Raw genomic sequence first — 21,039 nt, forward strand, 5'->3', positions numbered from 1 at the left:
TACAAGTAGGGCTGCTTCGCTATTGAAAAGTTAGCTGTTTCAAAGGAATTGAGTATGATTCAGATTCAACATTTGAGTAAGTATAAAGAATATATAAAAAAATGCGGTGTTGGTGATAATGACGTGGTTGCAGATTCACGTAAGTCTTATATCTCTTATTTAAACGGTGTTTCTAAACATCTAAACATCACAATTTCTCCCAGTATTTTATCTAATGAAAATGATGTGTTCGAGCTATCTAATCGATTAGCAGAGGCTAAGCAAGTATCACCTAAAACTATCAAAAATTATGGTGCTGCAATGAAAATGTATGTAAATATGGTTTCATCTTTAGGTTTAAAAAACAACTAACAAATGACTATGATGCCACTGTCCGCTTATGGCTGTGGTTTCAATTGGTGAATGCAACGCTATCCTTATTATTAGTTAAAGGAGCGTTTATATGAAACAGAGAAAGCGTATTTATTATAATGCAGAACAAAGAAGGTTAATTTGGGATCGATATCAGCGTGGTGATAGTGCGCATGATATAGCAAGGTTATTTGATCGATACCATTCATCTATATTAGGTATTATCCATAAAGCAGGTGGTGTTCGGCCGCTTGAGCCCAAACGCTCACCAGCAACACTAACTCTTGCAGAACGAGAAGACATTTCACGAGGGTTAGCAGCAGGTAAGTCACTTCGAGAAATAGCGAGATATCTTAATCGCTCTCCTTCAACTATTTGCCGTGAAGTAAACCGCCACGGTGGGATTAAAAAATATCGAGCGAGTAAAGCTGACAAAGTTGCTTGGGAAAATGCTAAACGCCCTAAGCCTTGTAAGCTGTATGGCAACAAAGCATTATGTTTAATCATTGCTCAAAAGATGGAATCTGCATGGTCACCTCAGCAAATATCTGGTTGGCTTAGGCGAACATATCCCAATAATGAAGATTTGAATGTGTCGCACGAAACAATATATAAAACCCTATATATACAAACCCGCGGTGCTTTAAAAAAAGAGCTACAAAAGCATTTACGAACGCAGCGGGTAGTCAGGAAATCAAAGCATGCCACTCTTAAAGGTAAAGGGTTAGGAAAGATAGTCGACGCTGTACCAATTAGTGAAAGGCCATCAAATGTTGAAGACAGAGCTGTTCCAGGCCATTGGGAGGGGGACTTGATCCAAGGCTCAGGAAACAGCTTCATCGCGACCCTAGTTGAACGACACTCTAGGTATGTGATGTTAGCGAAAGTACCTAGTAATAAAACAAAACCAGTAATAGAAGCGTTGATAAAACAAGCCGAAAAGTTGCCTGCAGAGCTTTATAAATCATTAACTTGGGATCGAGGATGTGAGCTTACTAATCATAAAGACTTTACTCTTGCTACAGATATTCAAGTTTACTTCTGCGATCCACAATCACCTTGGCAACGAGGTTCCAATGAAAATACAAATAGGCTATTAAGGCAATACTTTCCAAAAGGAACTAACTTAAATGAGCATTCTCAGATAAGATTAAACCAAGTTGCCAAACAACTTAATGAGAGGCTGCGGAAAACACTAGACTACGAAACACCTGCGGAACGATTTAATCAGTGTGTTGCATCGAGTGGTTGAACTCACAGCACTTAGCTGAACTTCGGCAAAGAGCGATAAGCGGTCATTGTCATCTTGTTCTATTAGTTCAACTCTGTAGGGCAGACGTATTTCTTGCCCATTTCTACCCTATAATACGTTAAAATGAATACTCTGTAGGTCGGTTTTGAGCGATAAACATTGTCGGAAATTCTTAAAGACTTTTCAAGCCTTCCCTTTATTAAATTGCTTTGTTACTTTATGAGCAATTCTTTTAGTAACAACGTTATGCATACAGGTAATATGATGCAGTATCAATTATCAATTCGAAAAATCAATGAGTCAGACCTAAGTGTAATTAGACCGTTCATGCCAGAAGATGAAAATTATGAGATGTATTTTTCAGCACTAGTTGAAGATATAGAAGATTTAGATTGCGTTGCTAAATTAACACATAACGGCAGTGACCTAATTATTACCATTGGAAAAGAGTCCAGTTCTGAGCAGTTTTTTGAAGCTGTTAAAGTATTATTAAATAGTTCGTACAGTGATAAATTGATCGCTAATTCTGGTTTTATCAAGCTGACATAGGGGGGCGACTAATAATGAAAAAAATGTTGATAGCTATATCATTGTTGGCTAATTTGGGGGCACATGCTACAACAGTGTCCTCTCACCCAGAAAGTTTTGAGTTAATTTGTGACAAGATAGACGTGATTGGTAGTTCATTTGATGATTCACGTGTTCCTAGTTCTTATATTAAATGGGATAAAACAAAGAAGTCTTTATCTATCAAAAGTGAAGAACTAAACGAATTTCATGATGAGCTAAACGGCCATCACAATGATATTTTCATTCGTCAGGAGAACATAGAGTCTTATCCTCGAATTTACATCACTTTTAAATCTAATCCATATTCTGAGAAGTGGAAGAATGAATACAACACAAGGTTTGTTACTACACAAATTGATATGTCACCCAAATCAAAGCGTGCTCTATTTAAGTTAACTTCATTTTGGCAAACAGGTGGAGTCATATCAAGAGTCACGACAAAACAAGCTTGGTGTAAAATAAGGTAGTTATATAGGAGGCAAAATTGTTTCTGTCCAAAAACGAGCTTGAACGACCCTCCTGTTTTCGCTCTGTGCCAGTGTAGGTCGGATAAGCGAAGCGCCATCCGACACAGTAAAACACTTTGCCAATTATCAATATTTTATGTTGTCGAGTGGCTGGAGAGTGCCAGTTGTAGTCATGCGTGTAATTTAGGTTTAATAGCAACAATGATCCATTTAATGGGGGAGTTAAAAGTAACTAGTTAGCAAAAAATATATTTTCGCCTAAAAAGTAAGTGTAGTGACACAGTTTTTTATTCAATTAGAGTGAGTGCCTGCGTTATTTATATTTTTGGTGTTGATAACGTATTCAATTAACTGCTTCCATTTGGCGCTATCGGTTTCACACAAGCGACTGTGGTACATACGATAATATTGGTCGCTTCTTCTACCCGAACATTTTAATGCTTTTGAGTAAAGTGTGAAGAGCAAATTACGCTCAGTATTTAAAATAGCAAAAAGGGGATTAACAACCCCTTTTTTATTAATACGTGATTTCTTTATGGAAAGAACCAAAGAATTACATAGCGATTTTGTCTTGTCAGATCACTAAGTTCATGTGTAAAGTAGTAACGCTAATTATAATAATTTTGAATACTATAATTGTTAATCTTAAACAACGTTAACCTTTTACTCAAATCAGAATCACTATAACTAACAGAAAAGCCATAAGGAACCTTTTGATCCTTTGTTACAACCTTCACAAAAGCATTACCCGAATTTTCTAAATCAATAATATTAACACTACCTGATGATTTAGGCGGCACAACTAAAGAAATGTCATTATTTGAAGTATTAGATTCATCGTAATAAGTATTTACGGAATTGATAGTTAAATACTCATTAGTTTTATTGTTGATGTGCATTTTAGAACCGACAACATAAACATCCATCGACTTGTCAGACATTGAGAAACTGTTTGGTATGTAGTTGAAGCGCATATCAGATATATTTAACTGAACCGAATCTAAGCCCTCATTAAGAATTTGGTCATAAACAAAGTATTTTGTTTTAGAACGATAGTGTAATCGTTCTACCTTGGCTTTAACTTGATACCCAAGCTTTAATTTCCGTTGCAGGTTGTAATTTTGTTTGGCTAAATCTAGTGTGTAGTAGTAATCACGAGGTGGATTTTTGTAAAACCCATAGATCTTGACACCGTCATTCAACTTATCTACTAGCACTTTAGGAAGTATTCCTTCTAAACCAACAACATCAACTATTGAATTATCAGCAATGCGGTTCAAGTCTTTTGAGATCGAGATATAAGCTGATTTATGGATGTAGAAATCTAAAAGCTGAGACTCTAAACGCTGTGAAAGATTCGCTTGCAGCTTCTCAATATAATCAGAAAAACCAAAATCATCACACAGTAAACAATAAGGATCTGAATCCTTACTGTATTGCCCATGGCGTTCAGATTTATCCACTGTGATTAATTGTTCACCTTTAACATTAAACTGATGCTTGAAAGTTGAATTAAGACCGAAATAAGACAATAAACTATCATTAACTAGTAGCGAATGATTCATCTTCCTTCCATTGCCTGTTGGCTCGAAAGGAGTTCTTTCTACCTCAGATTGAATTAATAAAGTTAATACTAAATTTTTTTCAGAATCTGAGAGAGAGAGCTTATCACTAAATGAATAATTAAATGAAGGTGGCGGTTCTGCTCCACCAGGAATAGACGAGCAACCGAAATTAAACAAAGACATTACAACCAGAGGCACATAAATTAAAGATTTTTTTATCATCAAACTATCATAGTTAAGGGTTGGTATTTTAAAATATACTAATGAATAATTGGTAATAGTCAAATGAAAATCAATTATAGTAAAGTCAATAAAACGGACTCTGCACCTTCTAAGTAAAGACACCATTTAATTTTGCAAAATGGATTGGTTAGAAAAGTACGATGTTGAAATTAACCACTTGGGCGGAATCAACGCACCGGGGCAAGGGGGATTTACTCATCAAACGACAAGTCCAAAAATCTTTGCTGGTGGCGATATCGTTCGCGGCTCTCATTTAGTAGCTATGTAGTGGTCAATAAAATTTGGCCACAGTTTTAGAATCTTTCCCTCTTACCTCAGATTCTTTCATCTCTTCAAATAGGGCAGTAGAAACATCACTTATATTAGACGGGGTAGCACACTATGGCTATAGGCTTTTTATAACTTCATTTTGTATCCCAAATTCTCCAGTTATCGGCTGCTAAGCAAGTTTTAGCGATATGATCGTACTTATTGGCGCAATTATCGTAAATTTTGTAACACGTAGTCGCCATAAATGTTGGAAGAAGGTAGTGTGGTAAGTGGAGTAAACCCGTATGTTTGAACCTATTATCCCAAGAGGTGTTACTTTTACTTTTAATATCCTCATCAAAACATAGGGCTGTAAAAGCATGGCAGTTAAAATTAGTTACACTGTAGTTATACTCTTTCCCAATGAGCTTAAGCGCTTTTTCACCCGCTTTTTGGGACCCGACAGCCGTTAAGCCTTTACATGAAATATATATGTGGGTAGCTAAATTTTTTCCTTCAAGGCGTTTCCTAAATTTTTTTGAGTTAACCTTTTCAACTAAACCATCACCATTAAGGTGAACTATTTCATTATTTCTGACATATATTCCTGAGTGCTCGCAGACCCCACCATACAAGTAGCAATATAAGATACTACCAAAAGCAGGTTCACTTATATCAGTGATACTTCTTGTCCTATACCACTCCAGAGCAGGAAATGCTGCGAATCTAAAGTAATTCAATTTATAGCCTCTCAATGGCTGTCGCTATACATACTTAATATTTTGATATGATTTAAACTACTACTAACTGTGGTTCTAATTTATGAATACATCAGTGTTGGAGGGAGTAATATTTTATATATCCTTCGATATCATCAAAGCTGCTCATCCAAGTAGTATCTTACTTCACGCAAATTTCCGATTGTTCCTAGGAGCATACGATTTAGTGCTGTAGAGCCATTAAAAGCTTCGTTTGGTTTATTTAACCATTCATTGGCTTGTGCTCTTTCAGGAAAAAGTATCCCTAAATTTTTATAAATACCAAGCACATAGGAAATACGTTCCAGCACATCACTGGTAAGTGTTGTTACGCTACCTCTTTTCCACCTCTCAAAGGTAAATTCATCAGGCTTACCGAGTAAAATTCGTTGCTTACCTTCATTCACATCCCATTCTTTCATAATGTTAAAGTATGTTTTTAATGCAATTTTAGCTGTTTCGGTTGATTTTAGATTCATACTCAAGAGTTTCATTTTAATTCATGTACTGTGAATGATACATCTACTTATAGCTCAGTTATGACGAAGTCGCAGTTAAGTGAAGTTAATTTTTCAAACTAGCTTACATATTAAGTTCATTCAGTCAGATTCAAGTCAGCCTCTGCACCTAAAAAGTTTGTTTTTTAATTTTTTAGTGACCTGCTTTTAAGTCAGGTTGAGTGTTTTTTTAGATTTAAATATTCTAAAACATCTTCTGCTTATACTTTGTTGCTATTGCCTTAATATGTTAACTATTGTTTTTATGTATAAATACACATGAAAAATAAAGGTTTTTTAATGTTTTCTATCTTTTTTGAGTGTTAACTATGATTTTAACTACGAAAGTATCAAAAAGATCTGTTTTTTCTTGCGGTAATGATATTTGACGTCATCATAAACTTAACTAAAATTTAATTTTTGATGAGGGAATTAGGTATGGCTAAAAATATAAGACATACAAAAATAGATAATGCATATCGCAAAGATAACATGAGACGTAATTTAGAACGCTTCAGTCGATTTAACATATCAGGCTTATTTCCAACTACAAAAGATTCATCGCCTCATTTTTTTGAGTCATTCAATGAGGCGCATTTTGCTGTGATGTTTGAGTTCGATCCAACGATTGTTTCAGTGAAAAGCCAACCATTTACCATAAAATATCTTGATGGTAAAAGTGTTAGAGTTTACACACCTGATTGTTCTGTAACTGATTGTAATAATGTAATTAAGTTGATAGAAGTTAAAATTTCAAAAGCCCTTGATGAAAAGCAAAATCGAAAGCATGGTCTGATAAAAAAAGCATTTAACGAACATGGCTTAGAGTTTCATGTCATGACAGAAAAGCACCTACCTTCGCGATTAGCGTTATCAAATATGATGATGATTAAGAGAAATGCAACGGCACTTGGGGAAGTTAATTTTGACGCTTTAAATTACCTTTTAAATATATTGTCAGTGCCCACTACACTCGCTAAAGCAGTTAGTATTTGTAAAAGTTTAAACATAGACACTAACTTGATTTCATATTGCATTCTCCGTGATTATTTCAAAATAGGGCTTTCATCTGATTTGTCTGGTGAAAGTGTTTTATTTAGCAATGTTTATGAGGGTGAGTTATGTCGAGCATGATAATAGAAGGTATGAAATTAAGAGTTGATGAGCACTTCTACGTTGTTGATGCTGTACAACAAAACTCGCTCAACAAGTCCATATTTCTCTCACCATTAGATGCAGCACAAAAAAAAATAGTGGGCGCTAATGTAAAAGTGGTTACTCATCAAGAGCTCATGAGAAAAATTAAAAATAATGAAGCGAGCTTTTATGATCAAAGTACATCCCACTTAACAGGAGTATCACTTTTAAGTGATAAGCAAATTAAAGATCAAGAGATGTGGCACAGTTTTGTTGAAGAGCACCTTGCTAGGCATTCAAAGAATTACACATCGAATACGAATATTGACGAAAGTCGGATGTTATTTGACTGGAATAAATTTAATTCAAAGTGTTTTAGTAAAAGCACATGTCAATCAAAGGTGAAAGCTTACTTAGATTCAAATAAAGATCCAAGGAAACTAATAAATTACGACGCAGCTTCGTGCAACAAGGGTAAAAAGCGATTTACTCAAGAAACTGAAGATATCATCTATGATTTCTTTATGGATTATTATCTGGTTCGTAGTGACAAGACGGCAAAGTCTACAAATAAAATTAGTGATTTGATATGTATAAAAGTCGAGCAACTCAATAAAGAGGATCCGGTTAAATATCCAAGGATCCCGTCAAAATCTAGTATATACAGACGCCTCGAGGATATAGAGGCTGAGATGCTTATAAATAGAACGATTAGTAAGCAGAAACAAAAGGGTTTGCGCTATAAGTTAGGTAGGGAATATATCGCTGAAAAACCATTAGAACGAGTCGAAATGGATGCTGTTTACATCAACCTTGGCATTAACAGTGAAACAGGGGCTTATCTTGGCACGCTTGTTGTCATGTTTGCGATTGATACATGTACTCGCTGTATTGTTGGTTACTCTATAAAGGTAGGTAAGAAGGTTTCAGAATCATCTGATTTAGCAATTGAATGTTTAAAAAATATTGTAATGCCTAAAGAGAATATAGATTGGCCGTGTAATGGCATTCCCACCAAACTCTATTCCGATGCTACTACCGCAACCAAAGGTAGTGGATACAAAATAATGGCAATAGTGCTCGGTATAATGCCAATGGTGACTGTATCTTATAGTCCATGGAGTAAACCATTTATTGAAAGTTTTTTCAGGACGTTGCGCCGAGAGTTTTTATCTAGGCTGCCGGGCTACTTGGGCTCAAAAACCCGTGTTAATAATGCGCATTTAGAGCAGGGTGAAACAGCTGAATCACATGCTGTGATGACATTGCAGGAGTTTGAAGAAGAACTTCAGAAATTTATAACGCAGACATACCATACTTCTGGACATGGTGGGCTAAACCAAAGAGCTCCAATTGACGTTTGGCAAAAGAAAGTAAGCGAAAATCCACTTCTTGTGTGTGAACCTAGTCCAGAATTTATACCTGATCATTTTCGTGGCGGTGTCAGCATGAATCACACGCTATATAAGAATGGCTCTATTAAGTTGAAAAATGAACAATATGCAAACTCTGAACTCAAGGAGCTAAGTATGTCAGGTGTAGAAAAGGTTGATTGTTTTTACAGTGATATTGATACAAGAAACATCGTTGTTAGGGCTGATAAGACTTTTGTAATTGTCCCGATACGAGCTAAGAATCATCATGACGAAGTAGGCATTCAGCAGGCTGAATTAGATGTTGCTCGCATTGGAAAATTTAATGATATTAGCTCATCCCCTCGAAAACATTACTCTTATAAAGAGGGAACTAGGGGGCTAAAGAATTTCAAAAAGATGAAAGCAAAGCAAGCTGAAAATAAAGAGCATGAAACAGGTCGTAAAAAACCAAATAAACTTAAGTTTGATAATGCTAAATCAATCGACATGAATGACTCTAACGCCCGCGAGCAAATTATGAATGCACTAAAAGCTGCAGAGGCTGATGAACCTAAAAATTCAACAATGCCTGAATTTAAGGTTGGTGATGAGTTATGAGTACTGCTTTTACCGCATACGAAAATAACACGCTCAAGACTAAAGCAAAGATGCTGACAGAAAAGACTTTTGTTTGTGCAAAAAACAAAGAAGAGCTCGATTTACTTTTATCCGAAGCAAGTAATGTCATTGAGCTTAATAGTGGCTGCTGTACGCTTATCGTTGGTGATTCAGGCTCGGGGAAAACGACGTTACTAAAAAAATTTAAGACTCGTTTTAATGAACTGTACGCTAACACAGCATCCCCTAATAGCTCAGAGCAAGCATGCTATATACGTTCCCCATCAAACATGAGCCCATTGGATTTATACAGAGCCGTTCTTAAAGGGTTTGGTGAGCCGGGCCTCATAGAAGGCTCCGAGGTTCAATTACGCATACGTATTGCTAAGCAAATGCAAACCAAGCGCTATCGAGTTTTATTGTTTGATGAGTTTCAGCAAGTGGTCGAAAAAGTAGGTATAAAGTCAGTTCGTCAAATAGCTGATTATTTAAAAGAGCTTGTTGATGAGTTTAATGTGTATTTAGTTTTTGCGGGTACATCAAAAGTCCAAAACCTTCTGTCAATTAACGAGCAGTTCGCTTCTAGGAACTCTCTTACAATCAAAAAGTCCCTTTTATCAGTATCTACCTTAAACAATTACAGAGTTTATGTGAGCTACTTACTTACTTACCCTGAACGAAAACTTAAAATTCACACACATTGATTTTACGGATCCTCGAATAAACCTACCGCTTTTTGTAACTACCAATGGCGACTTACGACAGCTCACTCAAGTGTTAAGCAAGGCTATTTTACATGCTACTAAGCGTCATAGAGACGAGATGCAATTAGATGACTTGGTTCAAACATTTAGTCCCAAGCTAATCAAAGGTCGTACTCAAGTGAATCCATATAGCCAGAAGTTCATGATACTTAAAAAAGAGTTGGGGGTTCATTATGAAGTGTAAAATAACGATTACGCCATATGGAGCTTGTGTATTGATAGCTCATTTTTATGGCTTTGTAAGTGTTGCTAAATTGCTTAAGTCCAATCAGATGCATGTGCCTTTCGCTTGGAACTTTTATAAAAGTGAGCATGTTGATTTGCTCTATAACCTAGAGCAAATCCAGCAGGATGTCATGAGGTATAATTTACTGCAGGATATTGAAGTCTCAGAGTTTAACTGCACAAACTCTCTTTCTAAACATTTAAAAGTGTGTTCTAAGTGTTTTAAAGAAAATAACTTACATAATATAAGTTGGCAACATATCCCAACAACCATTTGTGCTAAGCATCAGACGCCATTAATAAACGTTGTAAACGTGCTGTCTCTAGAGGAGAGTAAGCAACATTCAACAGAGGCCTTATACTCATTTGAAAGGCATATTTTAAGTTTAGAAGATGTTGAAAGATCCTCATTTGAAAACGCTCTTTTAAAATTTTCTGAGTCAGTTTTTCGACCACTGGATTTTATTACTGCAAAGCTAAAGCTAGATAGAGTAAATATCGAGTTTTTGAGAATATTATTTGAAGACGCATACAGGCTATTATGTTGTGAAGAGCTAAGTGATGTATGGGAAGGCTTGCTTTTAAAGCATCGCAGACATCTAGAAGGGATGGGGCAACTTGTTACTCGGTTTGGGGTTAATGAACTTCGAACGCAGATAAGCTCATTCAATATCAAAAAGGGTTTAACGTCACCAATTGAAGCAGAGCAAATTTTGCTAAATTATCACAATACTGACATTGATACTAAATTGCACAGTGCAAAACAACGTTTTGGAAAAGGGACTGGTATTAATCAAGTAAGCTTCCAAGTAAATGGTGCGATGCTATCTAACTTCTTAGGGATAAAAACGAATTCATTGACGTATATGGTAAAGGAAAATACGTTACCAGCATTAAATTGTAGTACTTGGCCTGAAAAATCATTCTTTGAGCTTGAAGCTATCAAAAACATTATGTTTAAGTCATATAAGCCAAGTACTCAAATGGAAACCTTAGATAAGTTTTATAACATTAATGACATACCACAAGATATCTATGATTTATTTGATTTAACTGTTGAGGAATTGGTTGATTATGCAATAACTGGAAGAGTCGAATCTCAGTTTAAAGTGAATAGCTCTTTACGTCATGTAAACTCCTTGCATATATCTGAAATCGGACTTAAAGAATTACTCAAAAGTAAATGGCAATCATTTAAAGATATGGGCCATAAGAGTGTAACTAAAATGCTTAAGTTGGATAATAAGACACTCCTCAAATTAATAAATGAAGGTTTTCTTAAACTTACAAAAGATAAGAAGTTAATAGATGCTAACTCTATCCGACAGTTTGTAAGTCATTATATTGTATTGAATAGAACAGCAAACTTTGAAAGGTCACGTGATTGTGAGAAACGAGTTAGAGATTGCTGTAAAGCGGAACCCGTTTTCATGATTTATATGAATGGTTATTTAACTGACTTCGTAGTATACAAAAAGGAAAGTTTAAACGACTGTTGCTTGCGAAAGCTGGAGTCTAGATTCAGGTATTTTGGAAAACCCAAATTAGATTTATCTAAAGAAGTGATTACTTATCAAACCAAGTCTAGTTAGATGATCCCTGACTAGACTGAGTTGTATTAGTTCAGACAAGATCTGACACATCAACTTGAAAAAGTGAGAGTTACCCGTTTTGATAAAAGGTGTCGAATCTTTAAATCAAAACATATAAGAGGTAACTCTCATGCTACATACTAACAATCCAATTATTAAACACAAAGCGGGTTTACTTAATCTTGCAGAAGAACTTGGCAACGTATCAAGAGCCTGCAAAGTGATGGGCGTATCCCGTGATACATTTTATCGATATCAAGAACTCGTCGAAGACGGTGGACTTGATGCGTTAATTGATAAAAGTCGTAGAGCGCCAAACTTAAAAAATAGAGTTGATGAAGCAACTGAACAAGCCGTCATTAAATACGCTGTCGATTATCCAGCTCATGGCCAACACAGAACGAGTAATGAACTCAGAAAACAAGGCGTATTCGTTTCTGGCAGCGGTGTTCGTTCAATATGGCTACGTCATGACCTAGAGAACTTCAAAAAGCGTCTCAAGGCACTAGAAAATAAAGTTGCTAACGAAGGTATCATTCTCACCGACGCTCAAGTAGCTGCGCTTGAAAAGAAAAAACATGATGACGAAGCGTGTGGTGAAATTGAAACGGCTCACCCAGGTTATCTAGGCTCTCAAGATACATTTTACGTGGGTAATCTCAAAGGCGTTGGGCGTATCTACCAACAAACCTTCGTTGATACATACAGCAAAGTAGCGTTCGCTAAGCTCTACACCACGAAAACGCCAATTACTGCGGCTGACATACTCAACGACAAAGTACTGCCGTACTTCGAACAGTACGAGCTTCCCATGCTACGTATTCTAACCGATAGAGGCACTGAATATTGTGGCAAAGTCGAACATCATGATTACCAGTTATATCTGGCTATTAATGATATCGATCATACAAAAACCAAAGCTATGTCACCGCAAACAAATGGTATCTGCGAACGCTTCCACAAAACGATACTCAATGAATTCTATCAAGTTACATTCCGTAAAAAGCTATATAGCTCATTAGCGGAATTGCAAAAGGATCTGGACGAGTGGATGATTTATTACAATAATGACCGAACTCATCAAGGAAAAATATGCTGTGGCAGAACGCCATTAGAAACTTTATTAGATGGAAAATTGATCTGGGCTGAGAAAAATTTAGCTCAAATCTAGACTGACAGTCACCGATTAAAAAACGGGTAACTGTCAGATCAAGTCTGAGCTAGTACAACTGAGTCTTATATTTTGATTTAGTAATTGAAAAGCATGTACAGTAACTGCTAATAGTTCATAATCCCTGTGGTAAAACAATATTAGTAACGAATTGACTCCTCACTCATCAATACTTCGACTTCTTTAAGTAGGAGGTAGAAGTTTATTTTAAATCCCCGCTAAAATAATCTATTATGAATATATCTTTAGAAGCTAGCTCACTTAGGGCTATTTTTTTTCGCCTTAAATTTACCAAAAAGTTAGGTTTGGGGTTAAAAACTTCTTCATTCCAGCGTTAATTGAGAAATTAGCTTAATTCCAGTATTGAATGGGAAATATTCCAAATTCCTATTGGAAATTCACTTATTAAATCCTCGCCGTATATAGGTCCCAATTCCAAGCTTGAATGAGAAAGAACATTTTATTCTTTCTCATTCGGTTTTGGAATGGTTTGTCACACATCTGGAATGAAGAGCCATATGTGGCCGTGCTTGTAGCGATGGTGTTGTTCCTTATTTGGGTTTTTATCATAGACTTTTCTTCATAGAGAATCGAATTTAGTTTTTAGGCTTAAACTAATTAAACAGAGATTCCCAACTAAAATTCTATACTTTATCTTTTTTGGTTTATTACTGTGGATAGCGGTTTATTGTTGTACCTCATATTAATAGAGCGGTGTTAGCGGCCAAAATAAATGTCGCAATGCAAATGTTCTAAGGCGGTTATGAGCGAAAACCAGTTATTGAGATTGGCTAAATATAGTAGTTAATTGATTGGTCAAACTGCTTTTTGCGCATATATTCATGAAAATGAGCTGCACGCGGATATTAATCTATTTAACTTAACTCAAAAATTTTAGAAAACTTAGTGATAGTAATACCTTAGGTTATTTGCTAAAACTATATAAAGTAGATAGATGAGCGTTATGTCGGCAGAAATATGCGCGGTGAGCGTTCTATTAAATTGTTAGGTGTTTCATGGGTTTAGAGTACATCGTCGTGATCGGAGTTATTCTCATGTTGTTCTTTTGGGTTGGTGACACCTTGCCTAAAAAGTATCGCAAGCGTAGTTGTATGGGCAAGAATTGGAAATCAACATTTCCCAATTCTAGTAAAGAAGATATTCGTGAGTTTCTCTTAATGTTTACTGATGCTTTCGCACTCTCTCCAAGTGATAAGCTCAAATTCGAACCTGGTGATAAAGTATTAGATGTTTATCGCGAATTATATCCATCAAAACTGATGGCTGATGCTCTAGAAGTTGAAACATTAGCTGAAGATTGTGAGAAAAAATATAGTATTAATTTTAATGGGTTATGGCATGATAACTTAACATTAGGTGAGTTATTTTTTAGTGTTAAAAACACCTAACAACACGCCCTGAGGTGGACGACTAGTAAAATTTAGCTATTAATTGCAAATTTTAAAAGTGGTGAGCCTCTGCGTTTTAAGGCCGCTAAATACGTCGATTCATCGTAGGGCGTATTCGTTTTCCAACACTTAAATACAATCCTTATCCATTTAAATGCCAGTGATCTAATTATGCTGTTATGCGGCTTACCCTTGGCTTTTTGTTGCTCATAATACGCTTTAGCCCAAAACGAATAACGAATAGAAAAGCCTGCCCATTCCACAAATGTTTGCCTTAAAAAAGTGGGGCAACTATAACGCCAATGAGTCCACATCTTTTGACCACTACGCTCAATAACAGGCGCTATACCCGCGTACTTTTGAAGCTCTGCAGCATCATTATAACGCGCACGATTACTCCCAAAAGCAACAAGTAAACGTGGAGCGAGTTGTGGACCTGCACCGGGTAAGCTATCAAATACCTTTTTATCCTGCTGGGCTTTATAAGCCGATTTTATTGCTTTATCAAGCTTTTCAATGCCTTTTAATAACACTTTAAATTGCGTAATAAGCACTTCAACGAGCATTTGATTAGGCACAATTACTCCTTCGTCCAGAGTTAATGGCATCGCATTTTTAATACTGTCTAGTCGTGCATTATTGACCGCGCAATAGTGTGAGTTATGACTCTCAAAAAAGTCGAGTAAAGTCTGTTTTCTTGCTTTTTTAACCGCAGTGAGTGACGGCCATTTCTGAATGAAGTCGCAGAATATATACGTGTCCTTTTCTTTAAACCATTCAAGTGCCTGCGGGTAATAATTTTTTAATGTCGCTGTTATTTTATTGGATAAATCGACACTGTCTTGCACTAAACTTCGGCGATATTCAACAAGCTGAGATAGCGAACGCATAGCTGCTGACTCGGGCTCAATGACAGACAGCTTGTCCATATGTAACGTGAGAATTTCAACTTGTAGAAAGGCATCTGATGGGTCATCTTTTGCGCCACTGGGCTTAAAAGCCTGGCGGTATTTAGCTACAGCACAAGGATTAACGGTGAATAAAGTAAGGTGGTCGTATTTAGCTAATGCATAAATAAGCGGCCCCTTTTTAAGCTCGCAAACAATCGCTATTTTCTGCTTTGGATAACGTTGTTTAATATCCATAGCCCATCCATGCAACGCTTCAGGTGTGTGTTTAATAACAGTGTAATGATATTTATTAGTGCCAGTTGGGTGTTCACAAATATCATGTTTTTTATCGGCCCAATCTATGCCAATGAGTACAGCAAAATTATCAACGTTATATGCTTTCATTTTATAGCGCCTACGGTTAAAGTTAAGGGCGGAATGTGCTTAAGTCTCGTTTCTCGCAGGTCTTATAGATAGTCTTGGTCGGCAATCCCTGAGTATGCGTTTTGAAATCGAGGTGCTCTGTTGGCTCGAACGTCTTGTTAAAAACATTAGATGTTTGGCATTCAATATTCGTAACCAACAGAAGCATATTCCACTTAATATAATAGTCAGTTACTTTTAAATTAAGTGACTTGGTCGAACTATAAGGCAAATCAGCAGGACTAAAAACAGTGGGCTTTTGCTCCTGCGTCGCTTTAGTCAACAATTTTTGGGTCAAAAGAGTCAAATTTTGACTTCATACATCAAGGTTTGCCAGTGCCTGCTGATGTCGCACTAGCTAAGTTTGCCAGAGTACGCCTATCAAATTAACTATATCCTTAAACCTTTAATGTACTTGGGTGGCTAGCAACGTACGGGTGATCCCTTCCAGCGTTAATTGAGAAATAAGCTCAATTCCAGCATTGAATGGGAAATATTCCAAATTCCTATTGGAAATTCACTTATCAAAGCCTCGCCTTATATAAAGCCCTGCTCCAAGCTTAAATGAGAAAGAACATAAGTGAGGTTGTTTTAGTAACTTATGGGAATAAGAAAATTGCATCCGGCGGTTTCAATAGCGATTACTTTATATATAAAACAAAGGAGCTATTGAAACAGTTAAGCAGTATTTAGCTGCTCAGGAATAATACTTAAAAACTCTTCAGCATCACTATATTCAATTTGAACTGCTCTGCTTATATCTAGTACTAAATTGTCTACTTTGGACTCAATATTGAACAATTTTTCATTAATGAATGAAAGAACTTCTTCGTTAGCGATGCTGCAAGCATCAGTGGCTAGTTTCATTGTGCTCGCTTTATGTTCATCATAGTTTTGAGCGTCCATAAAGTCATCCTCATAAAGTGAATCTGCGATATCAGGTATTTTTGAGTAGTGCCTAGTGAGATAAAAAATATCCATTGCGTCTTTACGTCTAACGCTATGCTCCCTTTCTAGCCATGAAATTAACTTCAACAATAGCATCCCAGCAGGCGATGCAACTTTAATATTAAGATTGGGGTTATTGGCAATTTTTACGTCTAGGGCATGTTTAAATGCTTCGTTAAAGCCTGTTACTGACATTCCAATATCGTGCTGTGGCGGCCAAGTAATAGAGTTACCATCACCAGCAATATTTCCAAATGGAATAATATCAATCTCCCAGCTCTCACCGTTAGGAACGGTAGTTACTAGCTGGTGTACTTTTGTTTGATCAGGGGTAAAACCATTTTTTAGCAGATGCTCCTTTAACTGTTCAAACTGGTCCCAGTTTTGGACTTGTATACCAAAATCAATATCTCTTGTACCTCGCTCAATTGCAGCACCGTAGCCATGGTGGAGTATAATGTCTCTGGCGGTAGCACCTATGACTAGGTAAGGGATCCCTAATGCTTCAGTATGGGCGTTTATTTTTTGATAAAGGTCAACTAACCCTCGTGGTAATTTACCAACGACATTAAGCGATGTGCTTTTCATAAAACCTCGTTGCAGCATCTATGTTTCTTGTGTCTCTACTAGCTAATAAATTAGCATAAATTAAATACGGGTGTGCTAAATGAGTCTTTGACCCAACAAGTTTTTCTATAGCTAAAAATGGCTCCACTAAAACTACTTTTGTTACTGCATCGTTTATATTATCTTCTGCTTTTACTTTTCGTAATCGTGCAGTTTTTAAAATGACTTTTTTATGTTCAGGGCTTACGTAAATTAGATAATTTTTTGTATTTAAATAATCATCATATTGTTGAACAGCATATTCGCCTCCCCATATGGCATTTACATTATTTAGTTCAAGTTTTTGTAGTCGCTGCGTGTTGTCAGTAGTGAAGACTTCTTGTTTTAATTTAGCTTCAACAGTTACAGGATAAGCGTCTAACCACTTTTCTAGTAAAGCTTTTGAATTGTTGATTGTTTTAGTGTGTTGGTCTTTTTGAACTATAAACTCTTGATATATTAAATCGTCAATTACTTGTTTAACCGTTCCCAGTGCAACCTCGGCCATCTTTGCAATTGTGCGCATGGGTTTATTTACCAGCGCCGGTTGCACTAAAAACATAAATACTACGTTCATACCCTTGGGTTGAAATGCCTTACCTAATTGTTTGGCTAAGGCTATTTCACTGTGGGCTTTTTCGGGTTTATTTCCCTGAATATCAATATAAATTGGGGAGCAATTAATATACGTGTTACCAACTCGGTCTATAAAGGATGTATTTTGCTCCTTTAATAGAGCTGCTTGATTAGGGTTGATGTACTCAGTAATTAATAGGGCATTGGTTATCTGATTTTTTATTTTTAATTCAGCAATATACTTTTGTAAGGTGGTTATATTTAGGTGCTTTTTGCATTTAATAATTAAATTGCTTTTAACATTAGGCAAAGCGAGTTCGCCTTCAGTACACTCTTTTTTAAAAGCTTTATACTCTGCGCCCAAACTCGTCTGCAAGTTTAATTTCTCAATAGCTGCCTGTATTATCCCGAGGTCCATCATTTGTTCACTAAATTTAACTGTTCATTGTTTATGAACATAAATATAAATTGAACGCCAGTCAAGTTTTGTTCACTAATTTAAGTTGTTCATTTTTATTGAACGGCCATCATTAATGAACAAGGAGGGGGCAAGCTCACAAGCTTAAATTGCCTTACTGTAATTAGTGGGATAAGTACCAGCCTGATAAGTTACCTTTAGAGAGTTTATAACAGCTCTATTAAAATAGCCCTGTGTTAAGCGTAACGTTTAGCACAGGGCTTTATAGTTTTAGATTAACTGGCTTAACACGCAAGCGCATTAAAACGAATATTGCAGCCTTAATGAGATTGCATTGCCCGATGTGATAGTACCACCGGCCTCAAGGTAGTCGGCTTTAATGTAGTCGGCCATAAACTTTATGTTTTTGTTTACGGTGTAGTTAACGCCAAGGGCGTAGGTTTTTGCGTCTTGGTTTTCTTGCTTGAGCTTAAGTAGACTATAGCGGCCAGTGAGCTCCCAGCCTGGCTCTGAGTTTGCGCCTAGTTTTACGTTTTTATACTTACGGTATCCGCCCGATAGCTGATAACCAAATTGCAAATAGCCGCCTTCGTAATCATTGGTTGTATTTTCAATACTGGTTACTTGTGCTTGTTGCCACTCGGCCATCATGGTCAATCTGTCTTTAAGCCATAACAGCTCTATACCTTGCTGCGAGAGGTTATCGGCATTAATTTTATCGCCTTCTATTAATGAGTCGGCGGTATAAACCTCAAGTGGCTCATTTACTCTAAATTCGTTACCGTCGTACTGCCTCTCACTAAATGCGACGCCTAAGTGTAATAGGTTGGTATCTTGCTGCCATGGCACCCAGGCTACCCGCCCTGTAATAGCAGATGTTGCTTCGTCTTCGTCGGGCTGATAATAACCAAGTTGCCAATTTACTGAGGCTATGTCTCCCGATAGGCTAATACCTAAACTTCGCCCTGGCGAAAATGCTTCGCTTATCATGCTGCGTTCAAGCATTAATAAATTACGAGAGCTAGTTATTTTTTCTAGGCCAAAACCTTCTTTTTGTTGGCCTATGGTTAAATCAGCATATTTCCAGCCTGAGTATTCTAGGTAGGCGTCTTTTATTTCGGTTTCGCCATCGGCAAAGCCAAGTTGAAATTTACTTTTCCAGTCTTTGCTTATGTCTGATTTAAAACTTAGGCGAGCGCGGCGTATTTCTGAGGTACTTTCTGAGCTGTTGCTGTCGTATTGATCCTCTAATAATGAGGTATCAAACTTGTTGTAGTCGAGCATGATATAGCCGCTTAGGTCTATATCATCGTTAATTTTGGCAAAGCTTGCGTTACTAACAAAACAACAAAGTGTTGAAAGCGCCACTGTAGAAATAGTTAGTTTAGAGGTCATGTTAGGCTGCCTTTGTTTGTTTTTCGGCTAAGTAACTTACTTTTAGTTGCGCTACGTCTCTTAAAAAGTCGATGTGTTCTATATCTACAGCCACTACGTTTAGGCCCGTGCGCTGTTTTAAATCATGGATGAGTGTGGCTTGGTTTTGCGGAGTTATGTTTTCTATGCGCTCGTAGCACACGCTTTGTACTTCGTAGCGTTTTACAAATACGCTTGAGTCAATCAAAAAGGCAATTAAGCAAATAATGCCATTAAGCATGCTTAGCTCAATTAGGCTCATTTGCCCTACAGAGGTCAGTAAAGCAATGGCAGTAACAAGGAATAAGTAGGTCATCTCTTTAATAGAAATAGACTCAGTGCGGTACCTTAGCATGGTGAATACGGCAAATAGGCCAAATGCAAACTCCATCGACATATCAACGCCGTGCAGTAAAAAGGTAATAATAAAAACGCCTACGCCAAATAAAATAAACGAGCCTGCCACCACTGCATTTTTACTAATACGGAAGTAACAGCCATAGCAAAGTACAGCCAACGATAAGATGTTTACTAAAAAGCGGGAAAGAAAAATAAGATCTAATTTTGTCATTTTAATTATTCTCTAAAGGTAAAAGCGGGTTAGTGCGGTTAAGGTGTTTTAAACGGGCTAAAACAGGTTTAAAGCGGTTTACTTTTAAACGCTCGGGGTAGAGCAAAGCACAGCCAATGCAGTATTTACTAAACGAGGCTGGGAATATGTGGTGCTTGCTCATCAGCTTATAAAATGGCGAGTGTTTTGTTTTTTTACTTTGCTTAAGCTCGGCAATAAAAAAGCCCGGTAAGGTTATTTTGTTATCGCCTTTTGGGGTGTTGTACCACAGGTTAAAATCAAGCGTTAAGCGTTCGGCTTTTTCTTCGTTGGCTAAGGCTATTCGGTTATAGCCGCTTTGTTGGGTTACGTTTAAATGTGCAAAGCTGTTTTTCATTTGTTCTTTCATAAACGCAGTACAATGGGCTTGCTCGTTGTTTTTTTCGAGCTTGATACGTGTTTTAACCGTACGGCTTTGATTGTTTTTTAGTTTTACTTCTAGGTATTCGGTGGCGGTATCAACGTAGCGTCTTTGGCGCACTTTGTAGCGATTAAGCTTACCGTTATGGTGGGCTTTGTATAAATCAAGCTCGGGCGTATCAAAGTACTGATTATAGTAAGAAAATAAACGCTTACCTCGTATATCAAGCACACGGTACTGGCCTTGTAAGTGAGTTAGTAGCTCAGGTAAAAAAGACAGTGGCAGCATAAACTTGCTATCTACACGGTTCATTAAGTTGGCGTTATTAAGGTCTTTTAATCCGTAGCCTTCAAACGGGGTGAGTAGCTCGTTAATTAATGTTGATAATGAGCCTTCAGCGGTTGGCTTTTCAGGTTGGGCCTGCTTATTTTTAGTGTTTATTGCAGCAAGTGCTACTGGTGCAATTGAAGCGTCCTTTTCAAAAAGTTCATCCTTTAAACGTGCTTGAATTGTCATAATTTTCTCAGATTATTAAATTGCAAAGTTACAGAGTGCAGTGCCAGCGTGCTGG

Annotated in this window: 19 protein-coding genes and 1 pseudogene; 11 read left to right on the forward strand and 9 right to left on the reverse strand. The window is 36.9% G+C overall.

What is annotated here, in order from left to right:
• The first annotated feature begins 54 nt into the window (after positions 1-54).
• The 4 genes from FFU37_RS18000 to FFU37_RS18015 all read left to right on the forward strand — a co-directional run bounded on the left by FFU37_RS18000 (position 55) and on the right by FFU37_RS18015 (position 2,640).
• The gene (locus FFU37_RS18000) at positions 55-351 is read left to right on the forward strand and encodes a hypothetical protein (RefSeq protein ID WP_138490190.1); all 297 of its coding nucleotides are present in this window, start codon (positions 55-57) and stop codon (positions 349-351) included.
• A 91-nt stretch (positions 352-442) separates the two neighbouring features.
• The gene (locus FFU37_RS18005; RefSeq protein ID WP_138490191.1) at positions 443-1,603 is read left to right on the forward strand and encodes an IS30 family transposase; all 1,161 of its coding nucleotides are present in this window, start codon (positions 443-445) and stop codon (positions 1,601-1,603) included.
• Positions 1,604-1,762: 159 nt separating this feature from the next.
• Complete coding sequence (locus FFU37_RS18010) at positions 1,763-2,152, forward strand: hypothetical protein (protein ID WP_175413926.1); 390 nt, start codon at positions 1,763-1,765, stop codon at positions 2,150-2,152.
• Positions 2,153-2,166: 14 nt separating this feature from the next.
• On the forward strand, positions 2,167-2,640 hold the full coding sequence (locus FFU37_RS18015) for a hypothetical protein (RefSeq protein ID WP_138490193.1): 474 nt from the start codon (positions 2,167-2,169) through the stop codon (positions 2,638-2,640).
• Between the two features lie 608 nt (positions 2,641-3,248).
• Here FFU37_RS18015 and FFU37_RS18020 read toward each other — a convergent pair.
• The gene (locus FFU37_RS18020) at positions 3,249-4,427 is read right to left on the reverse strand and encodes a hypothetical protein (RefSeq protein WP_138490194.1); all 1,179 of its coding nucleotides are present in this window, start codon (positions 4,425-4,427) and stop codon (positions 3,249-3,251) included.
• A 136-nt stretch (positions 4,428-4,563) separates the two neighbouring features.
• On the opposite strand from FFU37_RS18020, the pseudogene FFU37_RS18025 reads away from it, so the two are divergent.
• Positions 4,564-4,716, forward strand: a pseudogene (locus FFU37_RS18025) (glutamate synthase small subunit); the annotation flags it as partial.
• Positions 4,717-4,852: 136 nt separating this feature from the next.
• Here FFU37_RS18025 and FFU37_RS18030 read toward each other — a convergent pair.
• Together FFU37_RS18030 and FFU37_RS18035 are read right to left on the reverse strand one after the other, a co-directional pair.
• On the reverse strand, positions 4,853-5,437 hold the full coding sequence (locus FFU37_RS18030; protein ID WP_138490195.1) for a hypothetical protein: 585 nt from the start codon (positions 5,435-5,437) through the stop codon (positions 4,853-4,855).
• 134 nt (positions 5,438-5,571) lie between these two features.
• A complete protein-coding gene (locus FFU37_RS18035; RefSeq protein WP_239022744.1) occupies positions 5,572-5,934 on the reverse strand; it encodes an MbcA/ParS/Xre antitoxin family protein in 363 nt (120 codons plus the stop codon).
• Between the two features lie 456 nt (positions 5,935-6,390).
• Here FFU37_RS18035 and FFU37_RS18040 point away from each other — a divergent pair, with 456 nt between their 5' ends.
• The 6 genes from FFU37_RS18040 (at position 6,391) to FFU37_RS18065 (ending at position 14,223) form a co-directional block, all read left to right on the forward strand.
• Positions 6,391-7,086: a TnsA endonuclease N-terminal domain-containing protein gene (locus FFU37_RS18040; protein WP_175413927.1), complete on the forward strand. Its 696-nt coding sequence runs from the start codon at positions 6,391-6,393 to the stop codon at positions 7,084-7,086.
• Entirely contained in the window at positions 7,074-9,062 is a 1,989-nt protein-coding gene (locus FFU37_RS18045; protein WP_138490198.1) for a TnsB C-terminal domain-containing protein, read from the forward strand. Before FFU37_RS18040 ends, FFU37_RS18045 begins: the two co-directional genes overlap by 13 nt.
• Positions 9,059-9,766 carry an ATP-binding protein gene (locus FFU37_RS18050; RefSeq protein ID WP_138490199.1) on the forward strand — a complete coding sequence of 236 codons (708 nt, stop codon included), beginning with the start codon at positions 9,059-9,061 and terminating at the stop codon, positions 9,764-9,766. The genes FFU37_RS18045 and FFU37_RS18050 overlap by 4 nt, the downstream gene beginning before the upstream one ends.
• A 233-nt stretch (positions 9,767-9,999) precedes the next feature.
• Positions 10,000-11,643, forward strand: a complete 1,644-nt coding sequence (locus FFU37_RS18055; RefSeq protein WP_138490200.1) for a TniQ family protein — start codon at positions 10,000-10,002, stop codon at positions 11,641-11,643.
• A gap of 130 nt (positions 11,644-11,773) precedes the next feature.
• The gene (locus FFU37_RS18060; RefSeq protein WP_138488686.1) at positions 11,774-12,814 is read left to right on the forward strand and encodes an IS481 family transposase; all 1,041 of its coding nucleotides are present in this window, start codon (positions 11,774-11,776) and stop codon (positions 12,812-12,814) included.
• Positions 12,815-13,830: 1,016 nt separating this feature from the next.
• Positions 13,831-14,223, forward strand: a complete 393-nt coding sequence (locus FFU37_RS18065; protein ID WP_138490201.1) for a hypothetical protein — start codon at positions 13,831-13,833, stop codon at positions 14,221-14,223.
• Positions 14,224-14,255: 32 nt separating this feature from the next.
• On the opposite strand, the gene FFU37_RS18070 is transcribed toward FFU37_RS18065, so the two are convergent.
• The 6 genes from FFU37_RS18070 to FFU37_RS18095 all read right to left on the reverse strand — a co-directional run bounded on the left by FFU37_RS18070 (position 14,256) and on the right by FFU37_RS18095 (position 20,984).
• Positions 14,256-15,518, reverse strand: coding sequence for an IS110 family RNA-guided transposase (locus FFU37_RS18070; RefSeq protein ID WP_138490202.1), 1,263 nt, complete (start codon positions 15,516-15,518; stop codon positions 14,256-14,258).
• A 696-nt stretch (positions 15,519-16,214) separates the two neighbouring features.
• On the reverse strand, positions 16,215-17,072 hold the full coding sequence (locus FFU37_RS18075; RefSeq protein ID WP_175413928.1) for a nucleotidyl transferase AbiEii/AbiGii toxin family protein: 858 nt from the start codon (positions 17,070-17,072) through the stop codon (positions 16,215-16,217).
• Positions 17,053-18,030: a type IV toxin-antitoxin system AbiEi family antitoxin gene (locus FFU37_RS18080; protein WP_175413929.1), complete on the reverse strand. Its 978-nt coding sequence runs from the start codon at positions 18,028-18,030 to the stop codon at positions 17,053-17,055. Before FFU37_RS18080 ends, FFU37_RS18075 begins: the two co-directional genes overlap by 20 nt.
• Positions 18,031-18,384: 354 nt before the next feature.
• Positions 18,385-19,479, reverse strand: a complete 1,095-nt coding sequence (locus FFU37_RS18085; protein ID WP_138490205.1) for an OprO/OprP family phosphate-selective porin — start codon at positions 19,477-19,479, stop codon at positions 18,385-18,387.
• Between the two features lies 1 nt (position 19,480).
• A complete protein-coding gene (locus FFU37_RS18090; RefSeq protein ID WP_138490206.1) occupies positions 19,481-20,068 on the reverse strand; it encodes a DUF4956 domain-containing protein in 588 nt (195 codons plus the stop codon).
• Position 20,069: 1 nt separating this feature from the next.
• Positions 20,070-20,984, reverse strand: coding sequence for a polyphosphate polymerase domain-containing protein (locus FFU37_RS18095; RefSeq protein ID WP_138490207.1), 915 nt, complete (start codon positions 20,982-20,984; stop codon positions 20,070-20,072).
• Between the last annotated feature and the right edge of the window lie 55 nt (positions 20,985-21,039).

Source organism: Pseudoalteromonas distincta, from assembly GCF_005877035.1.
Taxonomy (GTDB): domain Bacteria; phylum Pseudomonadota; class Gammaproteobacteria; order Enterobacterales; family Alteromonadaceae; genus Pseudoalteromonas; species Pseudoalteromonas distincta.